The sequence below is a fragment of the Chitinophaga sp. genome (assembly GCF_036566945.1).
Taxonomy (GTDB): Bacteria; Bacteroidota; Bacteroidia; order Chitinophagales; family Chitinophagaceae; genus Chitinophaga.
In genome coordinates, this window is the sequence record NZ_DATCVJ010000898.1 from 1 (window position 1) to 21,752 (window position 21,752).

The window sequence follows — 21,752 nt, forward strand, 5'->3', positions numbered from 1 at the left end:
CAGGACCTGCAGATATTGTGGCTCCAGGCAGTACAAAGATTATTTACAACTACCTGGGACAGTTTGACAGCGATACCCGGGACAAAGCATTCACTATTGCCAACGAATCTACCGGTGATGGAATAGCTGCGTCGGAAATAAGGAATTATGATGTTGAATTATTGGGAATGGTATCTGGCGGCTGTCTGAGAATGAGTCTCACCTATAGTAAAAATCAATATCATCCACCCACTATGCATGTCCTGATGAGTACCTGGCAGGAAAGCCTGAAAACCCTCATCAACTATTGTCTTACCTACGGAAAGCAGGAACTGACACCTTCAGATCTTACTTACAAAGGTTTATCAATCTCACAATTGGAAGAACTACAAAAAAAACTTATAAAGTTATGATAGCCCAGCCAAGCAACACCATCAAAGATATTTATCCGTTATCCCCGATGCAGGAAGGTATGTTATACCATTACCTGCTGGATCAGAAAGAGGCAAGTTATTTCGAGCAGACAAGCTACCACCTCAGCGGACAGCTGGACATAGCACTCGTCAGAGAGGCGTATCAGCAGTTGGTCATACGTTACGATATATTGAGAACCATTTTTGTTTATGAGGATCTCGAAAGGCCGTTACAGATTGTGCTTGCAGAGCGGGAAGGGAATTTTATCTATGAAGATATTTCAGAAGAAGTAGCTGCTGCCGGCAGAGATATTGTTGTACAAAGATACCGGCAGGCAGACAGGAAGCGCAAGTTCAGATTGTCTGAAGAGGTGCCTATCAGAATGAGCATTTATCAAACCGGTGAACAGGATTATGAGTTTATCTGGAGTGCGCATCACATCCTGATGGATGGCTGGTGCGTGAGCATCCTCGTCAGTGAGTTCAGTGTAATTTACAGGAGTTTGCTGAAGGGAATATACCCCGATCTGCCGCCGGTGCAGCCTTACTCAGATTATATCACCTGGCTGGAAAACAGAGACAAGAAAGCCACTGTAAATTACTGGCAGCAGTACCTGGCAGGTTATGAGTCTGTGGCAGCTATACCTGTACCCAAACAAATGACGAGAGGGTTTGAACTGGGTATTGACGGCATTGTGATGGATGAACAGACATCCCTTGCTTTAAAGCGAATCTGTACAAAATACAGTATTACCCTCAATACATTATTACAGGGTGCCTGGGGCATTGTGTTGTCAAAATATAACAATAGCCAGGACGTGGTATTTGGATCTGTCGTATCTGGCAGACCAGCAGAATTGCCCGGCGTAGAGAAAATGATCGGTTTATTCATCAATACCATGCCGGTCAGAATTAAATATAGTGGGGAGGAAAGTGTGTCAGATTTCCTGTCCGCTATACAGGAGCAGGCGTTGGAGAGTGAAGCACATCATTACAGCTCATTGCCGGATATTCAGGCCGTTAGCGTATTAGGTAAAGATTTGCTGGACCATATCATGATCTATTATAATTATCCCAGCTTTAATGAGATCGCAGACCAGGAGAGTGACTATGAAGTGACCAATTTTGAAGTGTTTCAACCTACTACCTACAACCTGTCACTGGTGGTGATGCCTGGCAATGAGATCAACGTTAATTTTAACTATAATACCCATGTATATGATAAGGCCACCATTGAACAGGTGGCGCAACAGCTGCAACAGGTGATTCATCAGATGGCTGCAAATGCTGACATGTCAGTATCAAAAATCAGCTTGTTAACAGCTGCTGAGAAAAAGCAGTTAACCCATGTATTTAACAATACCACACTGGAGTATAACAGAGATGCCAGTATCATAGACTTATTCCGCGAGCAGGTGCAGGTGCATGGCGATCAGCCGGCGGTCGTGGCCGGCGATGTATCGCTGAGCTACCGGGAACTGGATGAAAAGTCAGATCAGCTGGCAGGTTACCTGCTGGCTTCAGGTATTACTACAGGTAATTTTGTGGGCCTGATGATGGACCGCTCAGCAGACATCGTAATAGGCATGCTGGGAATACTAAAAGCAGGTGCAGCCTATTTGCCGTTGGACCCTGCACTCCCTGGAAAGCGCATCAGTAATATGATAGCGCAGAGTGAGATGAAGCTGTTGCTGGCAGATGCGGCCTATGTAACGCGCTATGCTGCTGCTGTTCCCACAAAGGATATCCGTTCAGCAGCATTATATCAGCAGTCAGCCAGCAGCAACGTAACCGGGAAGGACCTGGCGTATTGCATATTTACTTCCGGTTCTACAGGGGTACCCAAAGGTGTGATGATGAGTCACCGCGCTGTGGTGAATCTGGTAAAGGGTTTACAGGTACGTGTGTATAACCGCTTTGCAGGGGAACGTTTACGTGTAGGCTGGCTCGCATCATTTGCATTCGATGCTTCTGTTCAGCAGATATTCGCCGCCCTGCTGCTGGGCCATAGCCTGTATATCTGTGCAGAGGAAGACCGGAAAGATGGAGAGAAGATGCTGGCTTTCTACAATGAACAACAGATTGATGTGTCTGATGGCACGCCTACGCATTTGCGTTTGCTGGTAGATGCATTGGCATCCGGAAAGCTGACCGGCCTCCGTAGCTGGATACTGGCAGGAGAACTGCTATCCAGATCGTTAGTGAAAGCATTTTATGCCAGTGTTAATCATGTAAGGCTATATAATTTTTATGGACCAACAGAAACCTGCGTTGATTCAACAGGCTATGCTATCAGCGCGGCAGCACTGGAAAATTATAACACCATTCCAATTGGCCGCCCGCTGGCCAATGAGCGGGTATACATTACTGATAATTTTGGTAACCTGCTGCCTGTGGGGGTTAAAGGTGAATTATGTATAGCAGGAGATGGCCTGGCACAACAATATACAGGCGACTGGACACTAACTACAGAACGCTTTGTTACGGACTGGGTGGTGGGCGAAGCCCGCGTTTATCGTACAGGTGATCTGGGTTGCTGGCTGCCGGATGGCAATATAGCTTACCTGGGCAGAAAGGATTCACAGGTAAAGCTCCGTGGTTACCGGGTGGAACTGAGTGAAATCGCACATCAGTTACAAAACTTCCAGAGCGTGCGCAGTGCCGTTGTGCAGTTGAAGGAGGTGTATGGAGAAGAACACCTGGTAGCTTATTATGTGGCTGATCAGCCATTGTCTGCATCCGCACTGCGTACACATTTGCTGGACGTATTGCCGGAATATATGGTGCCTTCTTACTTTGTACATCTGGAACAATTGCCACAAACATTGAATGGTAAGGTCGATTACCAGGCATTGCCTGCCGTGGAAGCAGAGGTGGCGGCAGCAGACCAGCATGCATCCAATGAAACAGAAGAAAAACTGGTAGACATCTGGAGTGAAATATTAAAATTGGATAAAGCAGCTATAGGCGTACAACGCAGCTTTTTTGAACTGGGAGGTCACTCCCTGAAGCTGGTATATCTGGCCAACAGATTGAAACAGGCTTTCAGCACCGCGTTCACCCTCACCCAGCTGATTGAGCTGGAAAACATCCGTAGCCTGGCACAGGCTATAGATGAGAAGACAATATCAGTTGCCTATGAGCCGATTAGAAAAGTCGCAGAGAAAGAATATTACTTTGCCTCCTCCGGCCAGCAACGTTCCTATTTCTTATACGAATTTGACAGAACATCACTGGCGTACAATCTGCCACAGGTTGTAGAGCTGGAAGGCTTGCTGGATATAGCACGCTTAACAATGGCTTTCCGCCAGCTGATAGCACGGCATGAGAGCCTGCGTACCTGCTTCCGGGTGATCAATGGCGAAGTATATCAGCAGATACTGCCCGAACTACCTTTTGAACCCGAAATGCTGGAGGCAGATGATACCAATGTGAATGCGGTGATTAAAAATTTTATACGCCCATTTGATCTTGAACAGGCGCCGCTGATGCGGGTGGGATTGGTAAAATTACCGACAGGCGCCTATCTGCTCCTGGTCGATATGCATCACATTATTACCGATGGCGTATCGCAGGGAATTCTGATCAAAGACTTCATGACCATTTACACCAATCAACCATTGGCGCCACTGGCTTTGCAGTATAAAGATTATGCAGAATGGCAACGTGAAGAGCATCAGCAAAAACGACTGGCAGTGCAGCGCAGCTTCTGGACACAGGAGTTCACCACACCCGTTAGTGTACTGGAACTGCCCACAGATTTTGCGCGTCCGCTGGTGAGAAGTTATGCCGGCGATAATCGCAGCTTTACTTATGATAAAAACCTAACCAGTCAACTAAAAGAACTGGGCGATGAGGTAAATGCAACCCTGTTCATGACACTGCTGTCAGCATTTAATATCTTATTAAGTAAGCTGAGTAATCAGGAAGATATCTGTATCGGTACACCGGTGGCAGGCAGAGATCATGCAGATGTGGAAGGCATCATGGGTATGTTTATGAATACACTGGTGCTGCGGAATTATCCCGGTGGTAACCTGACTTTCAGGGATTTTCTGAAACAGGTTAAAACAAAGTCGCTGCAGTGTTTTGAACATCAGTCTTATCAATATGAAGAGCTTATTAATACACTGAATGTATCCAGAAATACAGGTCGTAACCCGCTGTTTGATGTGCTGTTTGTATTGCAGAATATAGAGCAGTCGCCCCTGAATATACCGGGCATCAGAATGTCTTCCTACAGTAGTGGTCACAGGGTATCAAAGTTTGATCTCAGCCTGATCGCAGAAGAACTCGATGGAGACCTGCTGCTGAATTTCGAATATTCAACCGCCCTGTTTAAACAGGAGACGGTTGAAAAAATGATTGCTGGCCTCGAACGCGTGGTAAAGCAGGTGATTGCAAACCCTGATATAAAATTATCAGAAATAGATATCCTGAGTGAAGAAGAACGTGAACTGTTATTGGTCACCTTTAATACTACAGCTGCTGCTTATCCGAAAGAGAAAACAGTGATGGACCTCTTCGAAGCACAGGTACAAAAACATCCTGAGCGTACAGCCGTGATCTTCGGTGACAGCAGGCTGAGTTTTGCCGCACTTCACGAACGATCCACACAAATAGCTGCCTACCTGCGTGAAGTCCTGAAAGTAAACACCGGCGATCTGGTCGGCGTATTACTGGAGCGGGAAGCAGAACTATTGCCGGTGATTTTCGGTATTATGAAGTCCGGTGGCGTCTATGTACCATTATCTGTACACAATCCAGCTGCGCGTACCAGTACCATTATGGCTAACTCCCGTATGAAAGTGCTGATTAGCCGTAGTGCATTTATTACCTCGCTAACGGCAGAAAGCTGTCAGGTAATAGACCTGGATACTACCCTTGCTGAAATAAAGGCTTACAACGCAGCAGCCGGATTCGAAAGGCCCACCGGCAATGACCTGGCATATGTGATTTATACCTCCGGGTCTACCGGTACACCAAAGGGTGTGATGATTGAACATCATTCCGTGGTCGACCGCCTGCAATGGATGCAGCAGGAATATCAGTTGACGGCAGATGATATTATGCTGCTGAAAACACCGCTGGTCTTTGATGTGTCCATCTGTGAATTGTTTTGGTGGGCTGTTACCGGCTCCAGTCTGTGCTTACTGCCACCTGAAGACGAGAAGGACCCTCGCAAAGTAGCAGCGGCGATAGAAAAACAAAAGATTACCCTGGTACAGTTTGTACCTACCATGCTCAGTGCCTTCCTCACAGAGGTCGCCAATAATGACTACCAGTTACATTCCCTGCGCATAGTGCTGGCCTGTGGTGAGGCATTGGGGGTAGACCATGTGGCCAGGTTTGGTACTACACTTCATAAGCCTTTCGGTACAAGTCTGCACAATCTGTATGGTCCTACAGAAGCTACCTTATTTGCTTCTTATTATCCATGTAACTTTAGTGATACCTTAACGAGTATTCCTATCGGTAAACCGATGGACAATACCACCCTGTATACACTGAATGAATATGGTAAGCTGACACCTATCGGGGTACCCGGTGAGTTGTATATCGGAGGTGCAGGGCTGGCCCGTGGCTACCTGCATAACGAAGACATGACCCGGCAGAAATTTATTGATCATCCCCTGGCGCCCGGTGGCAAATTATACCGTACCGGTGACCTGGCCAGGTTCCTGCCGGATGGTAACATTGAGTTCCTGGGTCGAATTGATTCACAGGTAAAGATCAGAGGCTTCAGAATTGAGCTGGAAGAGATTTCTACCGCGCTGACAGGGTATACAGGCATCACGGATGCAGTAGTCATCACTAAAACCAAAGAGGATGACAAGTTCCTCGTAGCCTATTATACCGCCGTAGATGAAATTCCTGCCGAGGCACTTAAATTGTATCTGTCCGCACGCCTGCCTGAATATATGGTGCCCCCATATCTGGTACACATGGATGCTATGCCTGTTACTGCCAATGGCAAGGTGAACACCAGGGCATTGCCGGACGTAGAAATTATTAAGACAGATGAATACACTGCACCGGCGGGAGAAGCGGAGCAAAGCCTGGCAGAGATCTGGGCAGATGTACTGAAACTGGATAAAGAACTGATCAGTGCAGATAGCAGCTTCTTTGAACTCGGAGGTCATTCTCTGCGTGCGGTGACACTGGTCATTAAAATAAATAAGCGTTTTGAAATTGATATCCCGTTAAAAGAAGTATTCACCTACATCACCATACAACAGCAGGCTGAATACATTAAAACCGTGGCAAAAGGCGGATACCAGGCCATTAAAAAGGTGCGTAAAAAGAAATACTACGCGCTTTCTTCCGCACAAACCCGCCTGTATTTCCTGTACGAATTTGATCCGGCTTCCATTGCCTACAACATGCCAGCGGTTATTGAGCTGGAAGGTGAGCTGGACCAGGGACGACTGGAGCTTGGATTCAGGCAGCTGATTAGCCGCCATGAGAGCCTGCGTACGGCCATCGTTATGGTAGATGGTGTACCGGTTCAGCAGGTATTGGATGCCCCCGTGTTTGCCATTGAAAAATTTGAGTCAACAGATACCGAAGCTGTTATCCGTGCATTTATCCGTCCTTTTGACCTGGCTAAAGCACCGCTGATCAGAGTAGGCTTACTCCACCTGCCAAACGGCACACACCTGCTGCTGATAGATATGCACCATATTATTTCTGATGGCGTATCTCAAAGCATATTGATCAAGGACTTCATGTCGCTCTATAATGGTGAGCAATTGTCTGAACTACAATTACAATATAAAGATTATGCGGAATGGCAGAAGGATGGCAAACAACAGCAACGCCTGGCTGTTCAGCGTGAATTTTGGTTGAAAGAGTTTGCGGAACATCCTCCGGTAATGGATTTGCCGGGCGATTTCCAACGGCCGCGTACCAAGAGCTTTGCCGGTAGTAACAGGTCTTTTGAATTAGATAAAGATACCACCCGCAAACTAAAAGAACTGGGCGCAGAAACCGGCGCTACCATGTTCATGACTGTATTGTCAGCATTTACGGTGCTGTTAAGTAAACTCAGTAATCAGCAGGATATCGTGGTGGGTACACAGGTAGCTGGTCGTGACCATGCGGACCTGGAACATATCATCGGTATTTTCCTCAATGCACTGGCATTGCGCAACCAGGTGGATGGCGAACAAAGCTTCAGACAAATGCTGTCTGATGTGAAGAACAAAACACTGGCTGCCTTTGAAAATATGTCATATCCTTTTGAAGAGCTGGTAGATGAATTACAGATTGCGAGAGATATCAGCCGTAACCCGTTGTTCAACGTAATGTTTGTGTACAGAAACTACGAACAGGTGGAACTGATGATTCCGGGCTTGAAATTAAAAGGACACGACAACGGACATGCTATTTCAAAGCTTGACCTGACGCTGACTGCAGGTGAATTTGGCGGAAAACTGCAGCTCAATTTCGAATATTCAACAGCGTTATTCAAGGCGGAAACAATTGAGCGGTTTGTAGCCTGCTTCATACAACTGATGGCAGAAATTACAACAGATGCTGAAAGAAAATTGTCCCGCATTGGCATCATGAACGATGCAGAAAAACAAAAGATTCTGCATGTCTTTAACAAAACCGCATTGCCTTATAACCGCGAAGCGAGCATCATAGATCTTTTCCGTCAGCAGGTACAGGTACATGCCCATGAGCTGGCGTTGGTATTCGGCGATGCCTCACTGACTTACCGAGCACTGGACGAAAAGTCAGATCAGCTGGCCGCCTACCTGCTGTCTGCAGGCATTGGTAAAGGAAATATTGTTGGACTGATGCTGGACAGATCACTGGAAATGATAGTGGGTATGCTGGGCATATTAAAAGCAGGTGCTGCTTATCTGCCACTTGACCCTGCACTGCCTGAAAAGCGTATCAGCGTCATGATAGCGCAGAGTGACATGCAACTGTTGTTGTCTGATGCCGCTTATGTAACACGGTATGCTGCCTATGTACCGGTGAAAGAAATCCACGCTGCGGCACTTGACGAAAAGATGGACATCGTTCCTGTTTCGCCGCGGGATCTGGCTTATTGCATATTTACATCGGGTTCTACCGGTGTGCCCAAAGGTGTGCTGATGAGCCATCAAAGTGTGGTTAATCTGATCAGCGGATTACAGGAGCGTATTTACAGCCGCTTTGAAGGACAGCGCCTGCGCGTAGGCTGCTTAGCCTCCTATGTGTTCGATGCCTCCGTACAGCAGATCTTTGCTGCCTTATTGCAGGGTCACTGCCTGTGTATCTGTGGCGATGAAGACCGTAAAGACGGCGCAAAAATGCTTTCATTCTACAATGAACAGCGCATCGATATCTCTGATGGTACACCTACTCACCTCCGCTTGTTACTGGAGGCTTTGGATGCAGGCGTGCTGACAGGATTACGTAGCTGGATACTGGCGGGAGAACAACTGCCTAAATCGCTGGTAAAAGACTTTTACGGGAAGGTGAAACATGTAAGTCTGTATAACTTCTACGGGCCTACGGAAACCTGCGTGGATTCAAGTGGTTATGAAATCAATGAAGATACCCTGGACCAATATCAGACCATTCCAATCGGTCGTCCATTGGCCAACGAGCGCATCTACATTACGGATAGCTATGGCAATCTATTGCCGGTGGGCGTGACCGGGGAATTATGTATAGCCGGGGATGGATTGGCACAGGGATATACAGGCGATCCGTCACTAACAGCAGATAAATTTGGAGCTGACTGGGTGGTGGGTGAATCCCGGGTGTACCGTACGGGCGATGTAGGCCGCTGGCTGCCAGATGGAAATATCGAATACCAGGGCCGCAAGGATGCACAGATCAAACTACGTGGTTACCGGGTGGAGCTGGGCGAGATTGCTCACCAGCTGGAAACGCACGAAGATATCAGCAGCGCTGTTGTGCTGTTGAGCGAACTACAGGGAGAAAATCATGTAGTCGCCTATTATGTAGCTGATCAACCCCTGCCCGCTGCGGCCTTGCGTACACATTTGCTGGATGTACTGCCGGAATATATGGTGCCCTCTTACTTTGTATACCTGGAGCAATTGCCGCAAACTGTAAATGGCAAGATCGACTATAAAGCCCTGCCTGCCGCAGAAGCCACCTTAGCAGAAGCAGATCAGCAGGCATCCAATGAAATAGAAGAACGGCTGGTAGCGATCTGGCGCGAAGTGTTGAAACTCGACACCGCGGCAATAGGTGTGCATCGGAGCTTCTTCGAACTGGGCGGCCATTCCCTGAAGGCCATTCACCTGGTCAACAGCATCAAAAAGGAATTCTCTGTCAGCATGAAACTGATCGAGATTTTTACCAACACCACGATTGCCCAGCAGGCAGAAATGATTGAGCTGGAAATGTGGGTATCCGGTGACGCCGATATGGGACAAATGGACATTAAACTTTAATAAGCAATCCGATGAAAGAACTTTTGTTAAAACTGAAGCGGAAAGGCATTGAAATCAAAGTTGTCAATGATGAATTGCAGCTGGGTAATATTTATGCAGGATTTGAAGGATCTGAGCTGATGCGGGAAGTGAAAAATCAGAAGCATGAAATCATCAGTTATATTAAGGGCAGGAGAGTAGTGACAAATGATATCAGGCGTATACCAAAAGTGAATGAGAAGGCTTACTACAGAGTAAGCCCTCAGCAACGCCGGTTCTTTTTCCTGCATGAGCTGGCGCCTGCCTCACTGGCCTACAACATGCCACAGGCTTACCTGCTGGAAGGTGCCCTGGACGTGTCTAAAATGGAACTGGCTTTTAATGCCCTGATTTTAAGACATGAAACACTGCGCACATCTTTTGACCTGATAGGAAAAGAGGTGGTGCAAAAAATAACCGCAAAACCGTCTTTTCATCTCGATTATGCAATAGCCCCGGAAGAGGATGTCAACAAGCTGATACAACAGTTTGTACGGCCTTTTGACCTGCGGCATGACCAGCTCCTGCGTGCATCGCTACTGTGCCTGGGACGTGACAGGCATATGTTGCTCTTCGATATGCACCATATTATTTCAGACGGTGTTTCGCAGCAGGTGCTGATTAAAGACTTCGAAGCGATTTATAACAATCGCCCGTTGCCGGAGCTGCAACTGCAGTATAAAGACTATTCAGAATGGTTTTACAACACCTATGAAAACCATGCGGGTTTACAGCGCGACTTCTGGGTGCATGAATTTCAGACATTGCCCAAACCTTGTCAGCTACCGCTTGATTTTCCACGGCCGGAGATTAAAAGTACTGCCGGTGCAGCCATACATTTCTCCATTGAACAGGCAACCAAAGACCAGCTGCAGGCACTGGCACTTGCATCCAAAAGTTCGCTTTTTACCGTGCTGATTTCTGCACTGGGTGTATTATTGTCCAGGTTAAGCAACCAGGAAGATATTGTGATCGGTACGCCAACAGCAGGCCGCACCCACGATGACCTGAAAGGGATTATCGGCATTTTCGTGAATACATTGCCGATTCGCCTGTCACCTCAGCATACACTGACTTTCCGGGAATACCTTCAGCAGTCCGGCAGGAAAGTACTCAGCTGTTTTGATCACCAGGATTATTCTTATGATCAGTTGATAGATGTATTGAAGATTGACCGAAGCTTGTCCCACAATCCCCTGTTTGACATCTTGTTTAATTTGCAGAATGTTGAAGCGGAAAACGGAGGTTTTGAAGGGTTGACCATCGCCCGTCGTCAACTTGAAAATTCATCGTCCAAGTTTGATATTTCTGTATCAGCAGAGGTGAAGCCCGATGAGCTAAAATTTTGCATGGAGTTTTCTACGCAGCTGTTTAAAACAACAACCATTGAAAGGTTCAGCCAATATTATCAGCAGATACTGACAGCGGTGGCATCAAATCCTGACATCCTGTTGGAGGATATTGAAATCATTACCGGTGAGGAGAAAGGATTTTTTACGAAGATCAATCAACAGCTGTATACAAAGTACCCCGACACCGCCAACATCGTATCGCTGTTCGAAAAACAGGCCACACAAAGACCTGACGCCATTGCCATCGTATTTGGGGATGAAACATGGACGTATGGACAGGTGAACAGCCGGGCCAATCAGCTGGCAAGGGTTATTAAAGCCAGCATGCGAACACGGAATGAAATCGTGGCCCTGCTGCTGGAAAAATCTGCAAAGACGGTTATTGGCATGCTGGCCATTCTTAAGGCTGGTGGCGCTTATCTGCCGCTGGATATAGACTATCCCGAAGAACGTTTACAGTATTTGCTGCAGGATAGCGGTGCGCAGCTGCTGGTAACGGAAAGCGGACTGGCAGATAGCGGTATATTCATAGACCAGGTCCCTTTTACAGGGGATGATGCCAACCTGCCACCAGACATTCTCCCCAATGATCTGTGCTATATCATCTATACATCCGGCACTACCGGCAATCCAAAGGGTGTGATGGTGGAACATAGAAACGTGGTGCGCTTACTCTTTAATGAAGCATTTCAATTTGATTTTAATGAAGACGATGTATGGACCATGTTTCATAACCATACCTTCGATTTTAGCGTATGGGAGATGTATGGCGCATTACTGTATGGTGGAAAACTGGTGATCATACCCAGACCGGTAGCACAGGACTCCAGGCTGTTCCTGGATATCCTGCATCAGCAGGGGGTGACTATATTAAACCAGACCCCGACAGCGTTTGGTAATTTGGCACAGGAAGATGCCCAACAGGAAATAGCACTGACCTCACTTCGCTATGTCATTTTTGGCGGTGAAGCACTGCATCCTTTCAAATTGAAAAAATGGAAACTGCGCTATCCTGCTGTCAGACTGATAAATATGTTTGGCATTACAGAAACAACGGTGCATGTAACCTATAAAGAAATCGGTGATCAGGAAATTGAGCATAACATATCAAATATTGGTACGCCGATTCCAACCATGTCAATCTACCTGTTTGACAGAAAGATGAAGGTAGTACCTATTGGCGTGGTAGCAGAACTATACGTAGGCGGAGATGGGGTGACAAGAGGCTACCTGAATAAAGAAGCATTGACGGCCAAATCTTTTATTGATGTACATGGGCAGCGATTATATAAGACAGGTGACCTCGGCAGAATGCTGGACAATGGAGAAATGGAATACCTGGGCAGAGCCGACCGTCAGTTGCAGCTGAGAGGCTTCCGTATAGAACCCGGAGAGATCGAATTCCACCTCATGCAACATCCGCAGGTAGATAATGCCCTGGTGGTATTGAAAAATGCACTGTGTGCTTATTATATCAGTGCAGTACCTGTTTCATCAGAAGAACTGAGAAACTACCTGCGTGAAAAAGTGCCAGCACATATGTTGCCCACCTTCTTTATGCAGGTCGATCATTTCCCACATACCGCCAACGATAAAATTGATGTGGATCAGTTACCGGAACCAAAAGTAACCGATCAGACCAGCTATGTTGCCCCAGAAACCTCATTACAGCAAAAGCTGGCGGGGATATGGGCTAAGGAATTGTCGCTGACACAGGTGGGGCTGACAGACAATTTCTTCCATATAGGAGGAGATTCATTAAGAGCCATTGGACTTGTGCATGAAATCAACACCGCCCTCCAAAGTCATATCGGCGTAGCTGATATTTACCGCTATCAGACCATCGATGCATTGGCCGCGGTGATAGCAGCTGAGCTGCCTGTTGTGGCAGATGATACGCTGGAACGTGTGCTGCTGGAGGTAGAAGCCTTTGAAAAAGATTACCGTGAGCGGGTAGGCTGGAGTGATACATATGAAGCCGTACTGCCCATGAATGCCGTCGAAAAAGGGATGGTGTTTTACTCACTGATCCATGGACAGGGGACTGATAATATTCATGAGATATTTTATCATGAACAGAACGTATATAGAATTACCACCAACTTCCTGGATTTCGAGGTATTTAAACAGGCTATTTACCTGCTGGTGAAGAAACATGGTACACTCAGAAAGGTATTTGATCTGGAAAATTTTGCGCACATCATCAGGAAAGATGCAGAGCCGGAATTAAACTATTTCGATCTGTCAGGGGTAGATACGGTGACACAGGAGGCATGGGTGCTGCAAAAAATTGAAGGGGAGAAACTGCGGGCAACAGATTTTGACGGATCTATATTGTGGCGCATGAACATGATTAAAACCGGTCCCATATCTTATCTGCTCATATTTGATATGCATCATTCATTGTTTGACGGATGGAGTCTGCAGTCTTTCAAAAGTGAACTGAATAATACCTATGTGAAATTACTGACCAATCCATCCTATGTTCCGCCTGAAATAAAGAGCAGCTACAAAGACCAGATTGTTTATGAGCTGGCGGAATGTCAAAGGCCGGAAAATATCGCCTTCTGGCAGGAAGAATTGAAAGGCGCCAACCGCCTTGTCTTCCCCGAAAGAGGGGTGAAAAATAATTTCATGTACCTGGAATACCTGCTGGGCGAAGATTTGAAACTGGCGCTGGAAGAACAGTCAAGAAAGCTGGGTACTAATCTGAAGCATGTATGTTTTGCAGCATACGTGTATACCATGGCCACCTATGCCACAGACAATGATATTTTGGTGGGCATGATTACCAACAACAGACCTATTGTAGCGGATAGTGAAAAACTGCTGGGCTGCTTTTTGAACTCAGTACCATTTAGAATTGCACCGCCTGAAAACCTGACCTACAATGAGTTTGTGACGCTGATTGAAAACAAGCTGCAGCTGCTTAAGAAATACGAAAAGGTACCCTTTCAGGAAATTGTGCGCCTGTCGGGACAAAAGCACCAGGATGAAAATCCATTCTTCGACACCATCTTTAACTATACCAACTTCAGGGTACTCAAAGACATGCTGACGCTGGATGGTGGAGAGGAAAAACTGGACCTGGCTTACAATAACAAAATCTCAATGGAATCATACATGAACCTCAATACGCATTGTGGTTTCCATGTAAGGCCGGAACCTTTCCTGATCCAGATTTCATATGCTACCGCTCATCTGGACGAATCAGCAGCGCAGCAGTTATTTGCGATGTACAGGGGCTTCCTGCAACAGGTGGCGGACGACGGTGATATCCGGCTGAATGATACCACCGTTTTATCAGATAAAGATGAAACACTGTTGTCCACAGTGAACGATACCACCGCTGCCTGCCCTGCCCAACAAACAATTATCGATCTGTTTGCAGCACAGGCAGACAAAACACCTGAGCATACGGCTGTAAAATGGGGACAGCAATCGATGAGTTACCGGGAGCTGAAAGCGAAATCAGAGCAGGTAGCGGCTTACCTGCGTACCACAATAGGCGTGAAAACCGGCGACCTGGTAGGATTGCTGCTGGACCGCGAGGAAGAACTGTTGCCGGCTATCTTTGGTATTCTGACTGCCGGCGCCGTGTATGTGCCGCTGTCACCTCAAAATCCTGGAGAACGCATACAGGCAATTGCTGCAGATGCAAATCTGAAAGCCCTGATTACCCGTAGCCGTTATTACAGCGATCTATCCGTTGATGCGCAGCTGAAAATAGTTGATCTGGATCTGGTAGCCAATGATATCGCAGTGCAGGCCGCAGGCGCACATGAACGCCCGGGGCCAACAGACCTGGCATATGTTATCTATACTTCCGGTTCTACTGGCAAACCCAAAGGCGTAATGATAGAACATCATTCACTGGTAGCCCGTATGTGGTGGATGCAACAAACATATCAGCTCACAGAAAAAGATGTGCTGTTGCAAAAGACACCACTGGTATTTGATGTGTCTATTTGTGAATTATTCTGGTGGGCCATCACAGGAGCAGGGGTATGTATTTTGCCGCCGGGTGAGGAAAAGGAACCTGTTAAAATAATACAGGCTATTGAACAAAATGGTGTATCCGTGGCGCAATTTGTTCCGGCTATGCTAAGCTTATTTGTAGAGGAAGCAGCTCATACCCGCTTTACACAGTTACGCCTCGTGCTGGCAGCAGGAGAGGCGTTAAGCCCGGCGCTGGTGAATAAATTTGGCAAAACGCTGCACGGCATACAACTGGAAAACCTCTATGGCCCCACGGAAGCTACTATTTATGCTTCCCGCTATTCATGTGCCTTTGAGCAGGAAGTAGATCTTGTGCCGATTGGTAAACCAATTGCCAATACCCGTTTATTTATCCTGAATAAAGCCGGCAAGATATGTCCGGTAGGGGTTTCCGGTGAATTATGCATTGCTGGCGCCGGTCTGGCAAGAGGATATCTCAACGATCCAATCCTGACGAGGCAGAAGTTCAGCGGGCATCCGGAAGAACCCGGCACCCGCATTTATCATACCGGTGACCTGGCCCGCTGGCTACCCGATGGCAATATCGAATTCCTCGGCCGCATAGATACACAGGTAAAGATAAGAGGGTATAGAATTGAGTTGGGCGATATAGAGGCTAATCTGTTATTGACTGACGCGATCAAACAGGCCGTTGTAACGGCGGCAGGGCAGGAGGAAAACCAGAAGTTGATGGCGTTTATTGTGGCCAAAGAAAATATCGATCCATCAGAGATAAAGCGGCAATTAAAGAGCAGACTGCCAGAATACATGGTGCCGTCTATTATCCGGCAGGTACCTGAAATACCGCTCACGGGTAATGGAAAAGTGGATACTGTCGGCTTATTGAAAACGCTTGATCATGGCTGGACAGAAAAGGCGCCGGGTACAAAGCCCCAAACGGAGGTAGAACGATACCTGGCCCAAATATGGAGTGAGCTGTTAGAGCAGGAGAATATCCATATTGAAGATAACTTTTTTGACCTGGGCGGGCATTCCCTGCTGATAGTCCGGATCAATAAAATGGTACAGAACAGGTATGATGTTGCGCTGCCATTGAATATATATTTTAATCACTCCCTTGAACAAATTGCCGAAGCTATCAGCCGCCATGAAGCATATCAGGCACCTTCCTTTAGTTAATAATAAAAAGGTTATGAGATCTCCGCAATCAAGAATTATCGGCATTGTTGGGGGAATGGGCCCCCGGGCCGGACTAGCGCTTTATGAAAATATTCTGCTGCATACGCCGGCTGTAATAGACCAGGAACATTTGTCCGTTGTACTAATGACCTTTCCTGGCAACATTGAAGACAGAACCCTGTTCCTGGAAGGGAAGGTGAGCAATAGCCCCGCTTATGGCATTGTAGAGGTCATCAGGAAGCTCGTGAAGTCAGGCGCCAGCCTGATAGGCATTGCCTGCAATACCTCGCATGCTCCAGCCATATTTGATGTCATCACCGCAGAAGTCAGCAAAATGAAAAACCCGCCTATCCTTTTAAACATGCCGGAAGAAGTCTGTAAATCAATCAGGAAAAACCATCCGGGTATTTCACGAATTGGTCTGATGACGACGAATGGTACCTATTCATCAGGATTGTACCGGCATATACTCGAAGCGATGGGCTATGAAGTCATTGTACCGGATTACGCGTTTCAGGATCAAGTCATACACCGAATGGTGTATGATCCCGAAATAGGAATAAAAGCCAATCCTGTGCATATTCCACAAAAGATAGAAGTGCTTTGCCAGGAGGCCATATCCTACTTCAGGGAAAGAAATGCGGAGGCCATTGTATTGGGCTGCACGGAATTTTCTCTGTTATTAAAGGAGCCGGAGATGGATGGTATCCAGTTGATTGATTCCACTAAATGCCTGGCTATGGCACTGATAAAAGGCGCTGTGGCGCCCACCTTACCAACTGAAACCCATTGCCCTGTGGCAAAATAAAACTTGTCAGATTATGTCAAAGATTAAATTATTCTGTTTCCCATATGCGGGCGGATCGGCTGCTGTATACAGCAGATGGCAGTCTTATTTTAAACAGCCATATGGTATTGAGATTGTGCCGGTAGAGTTAACAGGACGTGGTAAGCGTATACTGGAGCCCTTGTACCGGGATCTGCCACATGCGGTAGATGATTTGTATAACCTGATCCGGGACGACATCAGGGATGGTCCGTATGCATTTTTTGGGCACAGTCTGGGCAGCTTACTCATATACGAACTGGCACAGAAAATCAGGCGAATGGAGGTGGCACAACCACTGCATTTATTCTTTTCCGGCAGGGGAGCGCCCAATATTGAATATACCCCCATGAATTATCACCTGATGAGCGACCAGGAATTCAAAGAGGAGGTGATCCGCCTGGGAGGTACGCCGCAGGAATTTTTTGATCATCCTGAATTAACGGAGATATTCCTGCCCTTTCTGAAGAATGATTTCAGACTGGCAGAAACAGATACCAGCAAACGAAAACTGGATCCCTTCAATTGCAATATTTCCATGTTTACAGGTAAGGAAGACTACAGGGTTTGCCAGGCGCAGGTGGATGCATGGGCGGCGCATACCACCGCAAATTGTGCGGTGCATTACATGGACGGCGGACATTTTTTTCTCCACCATAAGATACCCGAAATAGCTGAACTGATCATTAAAGCATTAAGGAGACAGGTACAGCCCAACGTAGGATTCTATTAACACAATTTAAATTTTACAAGCCATGAAAATATCCAAAAGAAGGCACTTAATTTCATTATCTGATATGTCAGATGATGAAATGGCACAACTTGTTAAATGTGGTTTATGGTATGCACAAAACGGTACAGCTGCCAAAAAACCACTGAGTGGATTGCTGATAGGCATTTACTTCCTGAAAACCTCTACACGTACAAGGACCTCATTTTCTTCAGCTGCCCTGCGCCTGGGCGCCCAGATAATATCTTATGGCAGCAGCGATTTGCAGGAGAATACCGGCGAAACCATGGAGGATACCGGGCGCGTACTCTCACGCATGCTGGATGGCATTGTGATGCGAACAGCAGGTTGCGAAAGCCGCCTCCGCACCTTCGCCTCATTCAACAGTATGAGCGTCGTCAATGCAATGACAGCCAACGAGCATCCTACCCAGGCGCTGGCAGACCTGACTACTATGGTGCAGCATTTTGGTGACTTCAAGGGCTTACGCGTGCTATACCTGGGTGAGGGAAACAACACTGCCGCAGCACTGGCTTTATCACTGCCCCGGTTTGCCGGTACAGAACTGTATTTCTGCACACCACGGGGCTATGGCATACCCGCAGAAACAATGGAAGCTGCCCGTCAGTATGCGAAAAAACACGGTACCAATGTCACAGAACAGCATGACCTTAAAAATTTACCAGGTGAGTTTGATGTGATCTATACCACCCGCTGGGAAACAACCGGTACCAGCAAAAGCGATCCGCACTGGAAAGATATATTCAAACCTTTTAAAGTTACACAGTCCCTCATAGACCGATATCCTTCCGCCATTTTTATGCATGATCTGCCAGCGCACAGGGAGGAGGAAGTCGACGCTTCCGTACTTGACGGAAACAGGAGCATCGCCTTTACGCAGGCTGAAAATAAAATGCATAGTGCCTGTGCTGTACTCGAATGGTGCCTTAAACCGGGAAGTATCTGATTGTCTTCAGCGGCGTACATCGCCGCTGAAGACATTTTTTATTTAACCAGGTCATCATTATTAATCCCTTTCCTGTTCTTTTTAATCTCACTGTTTAACTTACCAAACCGATAATTCAGACTAACCGTAAAGTTGCGATAGTATACCTGGTTCAGGTCTCTTTGGCTGAAACCAATCCCATTAATCTTTTGCTCTGTATTTCTATACGTACTGGACAAATTGGTCGCTGTGGCAGAAATGGTCAGCTTGTCTTTCAGCAGGCTTTTACTGAAACCGAGTGAATAGAAGAAATAACCATTAATATTTGTTTGTATACCAGAGGGGCCTGCCGTACTTGCAGATATATTAGTATTGATCTTCCAATTATTGGCCAGCGAGAAATTGTTCGCCAGGTTCACATAGGCAAGTGCACCATCTGATTGCACCGTCTGATGTCCATTGATGGCTTCAAAATTTACATAACGCAAATCGCTGTTCAGGGCCAACGTCCACCATTTGGCAATAGGATAGTTGAAATAGATATTCGCCTTGTATATTTTCCCTTTCCCGGAATTAAGATATTGCAATATCACCAGGTCTTCCGCTTCATCGTACGTGTAAGTCTGATTGATCACCTTATTAAAGCTAAGGTATCCCAGATCGATACCGAATACTCCTTTCCCTCTCTTTAAGAATGATAAGGCCCATGCACTGGAAATAACCGGTCTTAATGACGGATTACCACTGCTCACTATCCCCGGTACAGACCTGTCCACAAACGGGTTTAACTGCGGAATAGCCGGACGCTGTATACGAATGGCGTACGACAGCTTTAAGTTGGTGGTACTGTTAATATTTCTGCCTATCACCACGGTGGGTACCACGTTGAGATAACGCTGCCGGACACTGCTCTTTCCACTCGAAAAATCTCCATTTATCACCGTTTGTTCCGCACGGCCACCGGCCTTAATTTCCCATTTCTTTGTACGGTAATAATACGAGTTATAAAATGAAAATACGTTCTGATTGTTATTGTAACTGTTGGATGACAACGGATCTAATACATAGGTGCCATCATCCGATTTTAACAGGTTCTCGAAGTTACTGTTGTTGTTTCTGAAGATCGCTTTTGAACCGATGTCCATGACAACCTTACCAAATGGTTTGGTGAAGTCCAGTTGCGCCGTATGCTCCCGGAACCGCTCCACGTTACGCTGGTTATAATCCGGCTGCGTGAAGTTGACAGCATTGTCAAATGTATTCATGCTATTCAGATCATTCCCATATTGCATATAGCGGTAAGACAGGGTGAGGTTTTCATTCTTATCTTTTTTAAAGCCTAACTGGTAGTTGATCGCCGCATCCATACCGTTACCGGAATATGTTTTATCACTCAGAAAGTCGTAGGATTGTCCGGGGTTACTATCATCCCTCTCTATCGTGTTCATATTCCTGTTGTCACTTCTGTGATTACCATTGGTATTAAACTGTGCAGTCAGCAGACTGAGACTATCCACTTCGTAACTTAATTCCAGTCCTACATAACCGCTTCTGCTGTCGGATTTTGACAGGCTGTGTTGCTGCAATGTATCTGTGTTATGCGTATTGCTGGTACGCAGCGATGAACCGGTTAATTCGGGTATATTATTCAGATTACCACCGGTAAATACAGAAATGCCAAATTTGCCTTCCTTAAGTGCAAAGGAACCACCCACACCCGGGCCCGCACCTGGTCCCTTCCAATAAGTATTTACACTACCCTGATATCCTCCCATCGTTTGTTTTAAAGTCACGATATTGATAATGCCCGCCATGCCTTCTGCATCATATTTAGCAGGCGGGTTGGTAATCACTTCAATGCTTTTGATCGTAGACGCCGGAATGCTTTTTAATACATCCTGCGGGTTTCTTTCTACCAGACCGGAAGGACGTCCGTTTATAAATACCCGATAACCCGTACTCCCTTTCAGGAGGATATTGTTATTACCATCAATGGAGATATAAGGTACTTTACGCAGCATATCAAACAGTGAATTAGCTTTTGCATCAGGGTCTGATTGCAGGTCATAGGTGATACCATCCGCATGTTGTGTGACTACCGGTTTTTTTGAAGTGATGGTAATGCCATGCAGTTCTGTAGCAACAGATCGCAGGATGATATCCGGAACGGTAATATTTGTGCTGTCAGTAATACTCAGTTTAACAACAGTGCTGTCATATCCAATCATAGATACTCTGATTACATAATTACCCTTTGCAAATACAGAGAAACTGAATCTGCCCGCTGAATCTGCGAGTGCTGCCTGTACCTGTTTGTAATCTGCTGTCAGGAGATTGACTGTTGCAAATGGTACCGGACTACCACTCTTTTCAAGTATACGTCCGGATATAGACCATGAAAAATGAGCAGGTGTATGAATACGTGTAGCCATTACCGTTTGTAATGAACCTAATGTGCAGAGAATGATGAGAGAACAGTAACGTATGAACTGATTAAATTCAGCATGGATTAAAAGGGGATTCGGGTTATTTGCCGTAGTGTCCATGATCGTATTTTTTTAAAATTGGAGCTTAAAAGTTTGCAAGGGCCATCGTCGGTTATGTCGGGTAAACTGGATAGCAATATTTCTTCCCAAATGTAGTACATACTCACTTCATAATGTAATATAGAACACTACACAAATGTGTAGAACTTAGATTGACAATTTGTAGGTTCGTGAGTTTGTAATATTTTCATATCGCAGAAATGAAACGAGACTTTGTGAGTTGTTACTAAAAACATTCAGGAAGGCAGGTAAATGTTACTTGCTGTAGCAATAGCTTTACCCGCTTTAATGAATTTAACCCTTTTATACGTATACGTAATATAATAGCTTTCGACTTCCTTTTTTATCAATGACTTAACCCAGGATCACGCATTGATA

At 46.2% G+C, this 21,752-nt stretch carries 7 protein-coding genes; 6 read left to right on the forward strand and 1 reads right to left on the reverse strand.

Annotated features, from left to right (window positions below):
- The 6 genes from VIP81_RS27005 to VIP81_RS27030 all read left to right on the forward strand — a co-directional run.
- A partial coding sequence (locus VIP81_RS27005) for a condensation domain-containing protein (protein ID WP_331968691.1) occupies positions 1 to 392 on the forward strand: 392 nt, incomplete at its 5' end.
- Entirely contained in the window at positions 389 to 9,817 is a 9,429-nt protein-coding gene (locus tag VIP81_RS27010; protein ID WP_331968694.1) for an amino acid adenylation domain-containing protein, read from the forward strand. The genes VIP81_RS27005 and VIP81_RS27010, both read left to right, overlap by 4 nt.
- Positions 9,818 to 9,828: 11 nt before the next feature.
- Positions 9,829 to 16,326, forward strand: a complete 6,498-nt coding sequence (locus tag VIP81_RS27015) for an amino acid adenylation domain-containing protein (protein ID WP_331968697.1) — start codon at positions 9,829 to 9,831, stop codon at positions 16,324 to 16,326.
- A gap of 13 nt (positions 16,327 to 16,339) precedes the next feature.
- On the forward strand, positions 16,340 to 17,134 hold the full coding sequence (locus VIP81_RS27020; RefSeq protein WP_331968700.1) for an aspartate/glutamate racemase family protein: 795 nt from the start codon (positions 16,340 to 16,342) through the stop codon (positions 17,132 to 17,134).
- Between the two features lie 13 nt (positions 17,135 to 17,147).
- Positions 17,148 to 17,885, forward strand: coding sequence for a thioesterase II family protein (locus VIP81_RS27025; RefSeq protein WP_331968703.1), 738 nt, complete (start codon positions 17,148 to 17,150; stop codon positions 17,883 to 17,885).
- Positions 17,886 to 17,907: 22 nt separating this feature from the next.
- Positions 17,908 to 18,849, forward strand: coding sequence for a hypothetical protein (locus VIP81_RS27030; protein ID WP_331968706.1), 942 nt, complete (start codon positions 17,908 to 17,910; stop codon positions 18,847 to 18,849).
- A gap of 38 nt (positions 18,850 to 18,887) precedes the next feature.
- On the opposite strand, the gene VIP81_RS27035 is transcribed toward VIP81_RS27030, so the two are convergent.
- Complete coding sequence (locus tag VIP81_RS27035; protein WP_331968710.1) at positions 18,888 to 21,374, reverse strand: outer membrane beta-barrel protein; 2,487 nt, start codon at positions 21,372 to 21,374, stop codon at positions 18,888 to 18,890.
- Positions 21,375 to 21,752: the final 378 nt, after the last annotated feature.

What these genes read in the sequence shown, in the direction of transcription:
- VIP81_RS27020 (WP_331968700.1), top strand. Translation starts at nt 16,340, where the DNA reads ATGAGATCTCCGCAATCAAGAATTATCGGCATTGTTGGGGGAATGGGC.
- VIP81_RS27025 (WP_331968703.1), top strand. Translation starts at nt 17,148, where the DNA reads ATGTCAAAGATTAAATTATTCTGTTTCCCATATGCGGGCGGATCGGCT.
- VIP81_RS27030 (WP_331968706.1), top strand. Translation starts at nt 17,908, where the DNA reads ATGAAAATATCCAAAAGAAGGCACTTAATTTCATTATCTGATATGTCA.
- VIP81_RS27035 (WP_331968710.1), bottom strand. Translation starts at nt 21,374, where the DNA reads ATGGACACTACGGCAAATAACCCGAATCCCCTTTTAATCCATGCTGAA.
- VIP81_RS27010 (WP_331968694.1), top strand. Translation starts at nt 389, where the DNA reads ATGATAGCCCAGCCAAGCAACACCATCAAAGATATTTATCCGTTATCC.
- VIP81_RS27015 (WP_331968697.1), top strand. Translation starts at nt 9,829, where the DNA reads ATGAAAGAACTTTTGTTAAAACTGAAGCGGAAAGGCATTGAAATCAAA.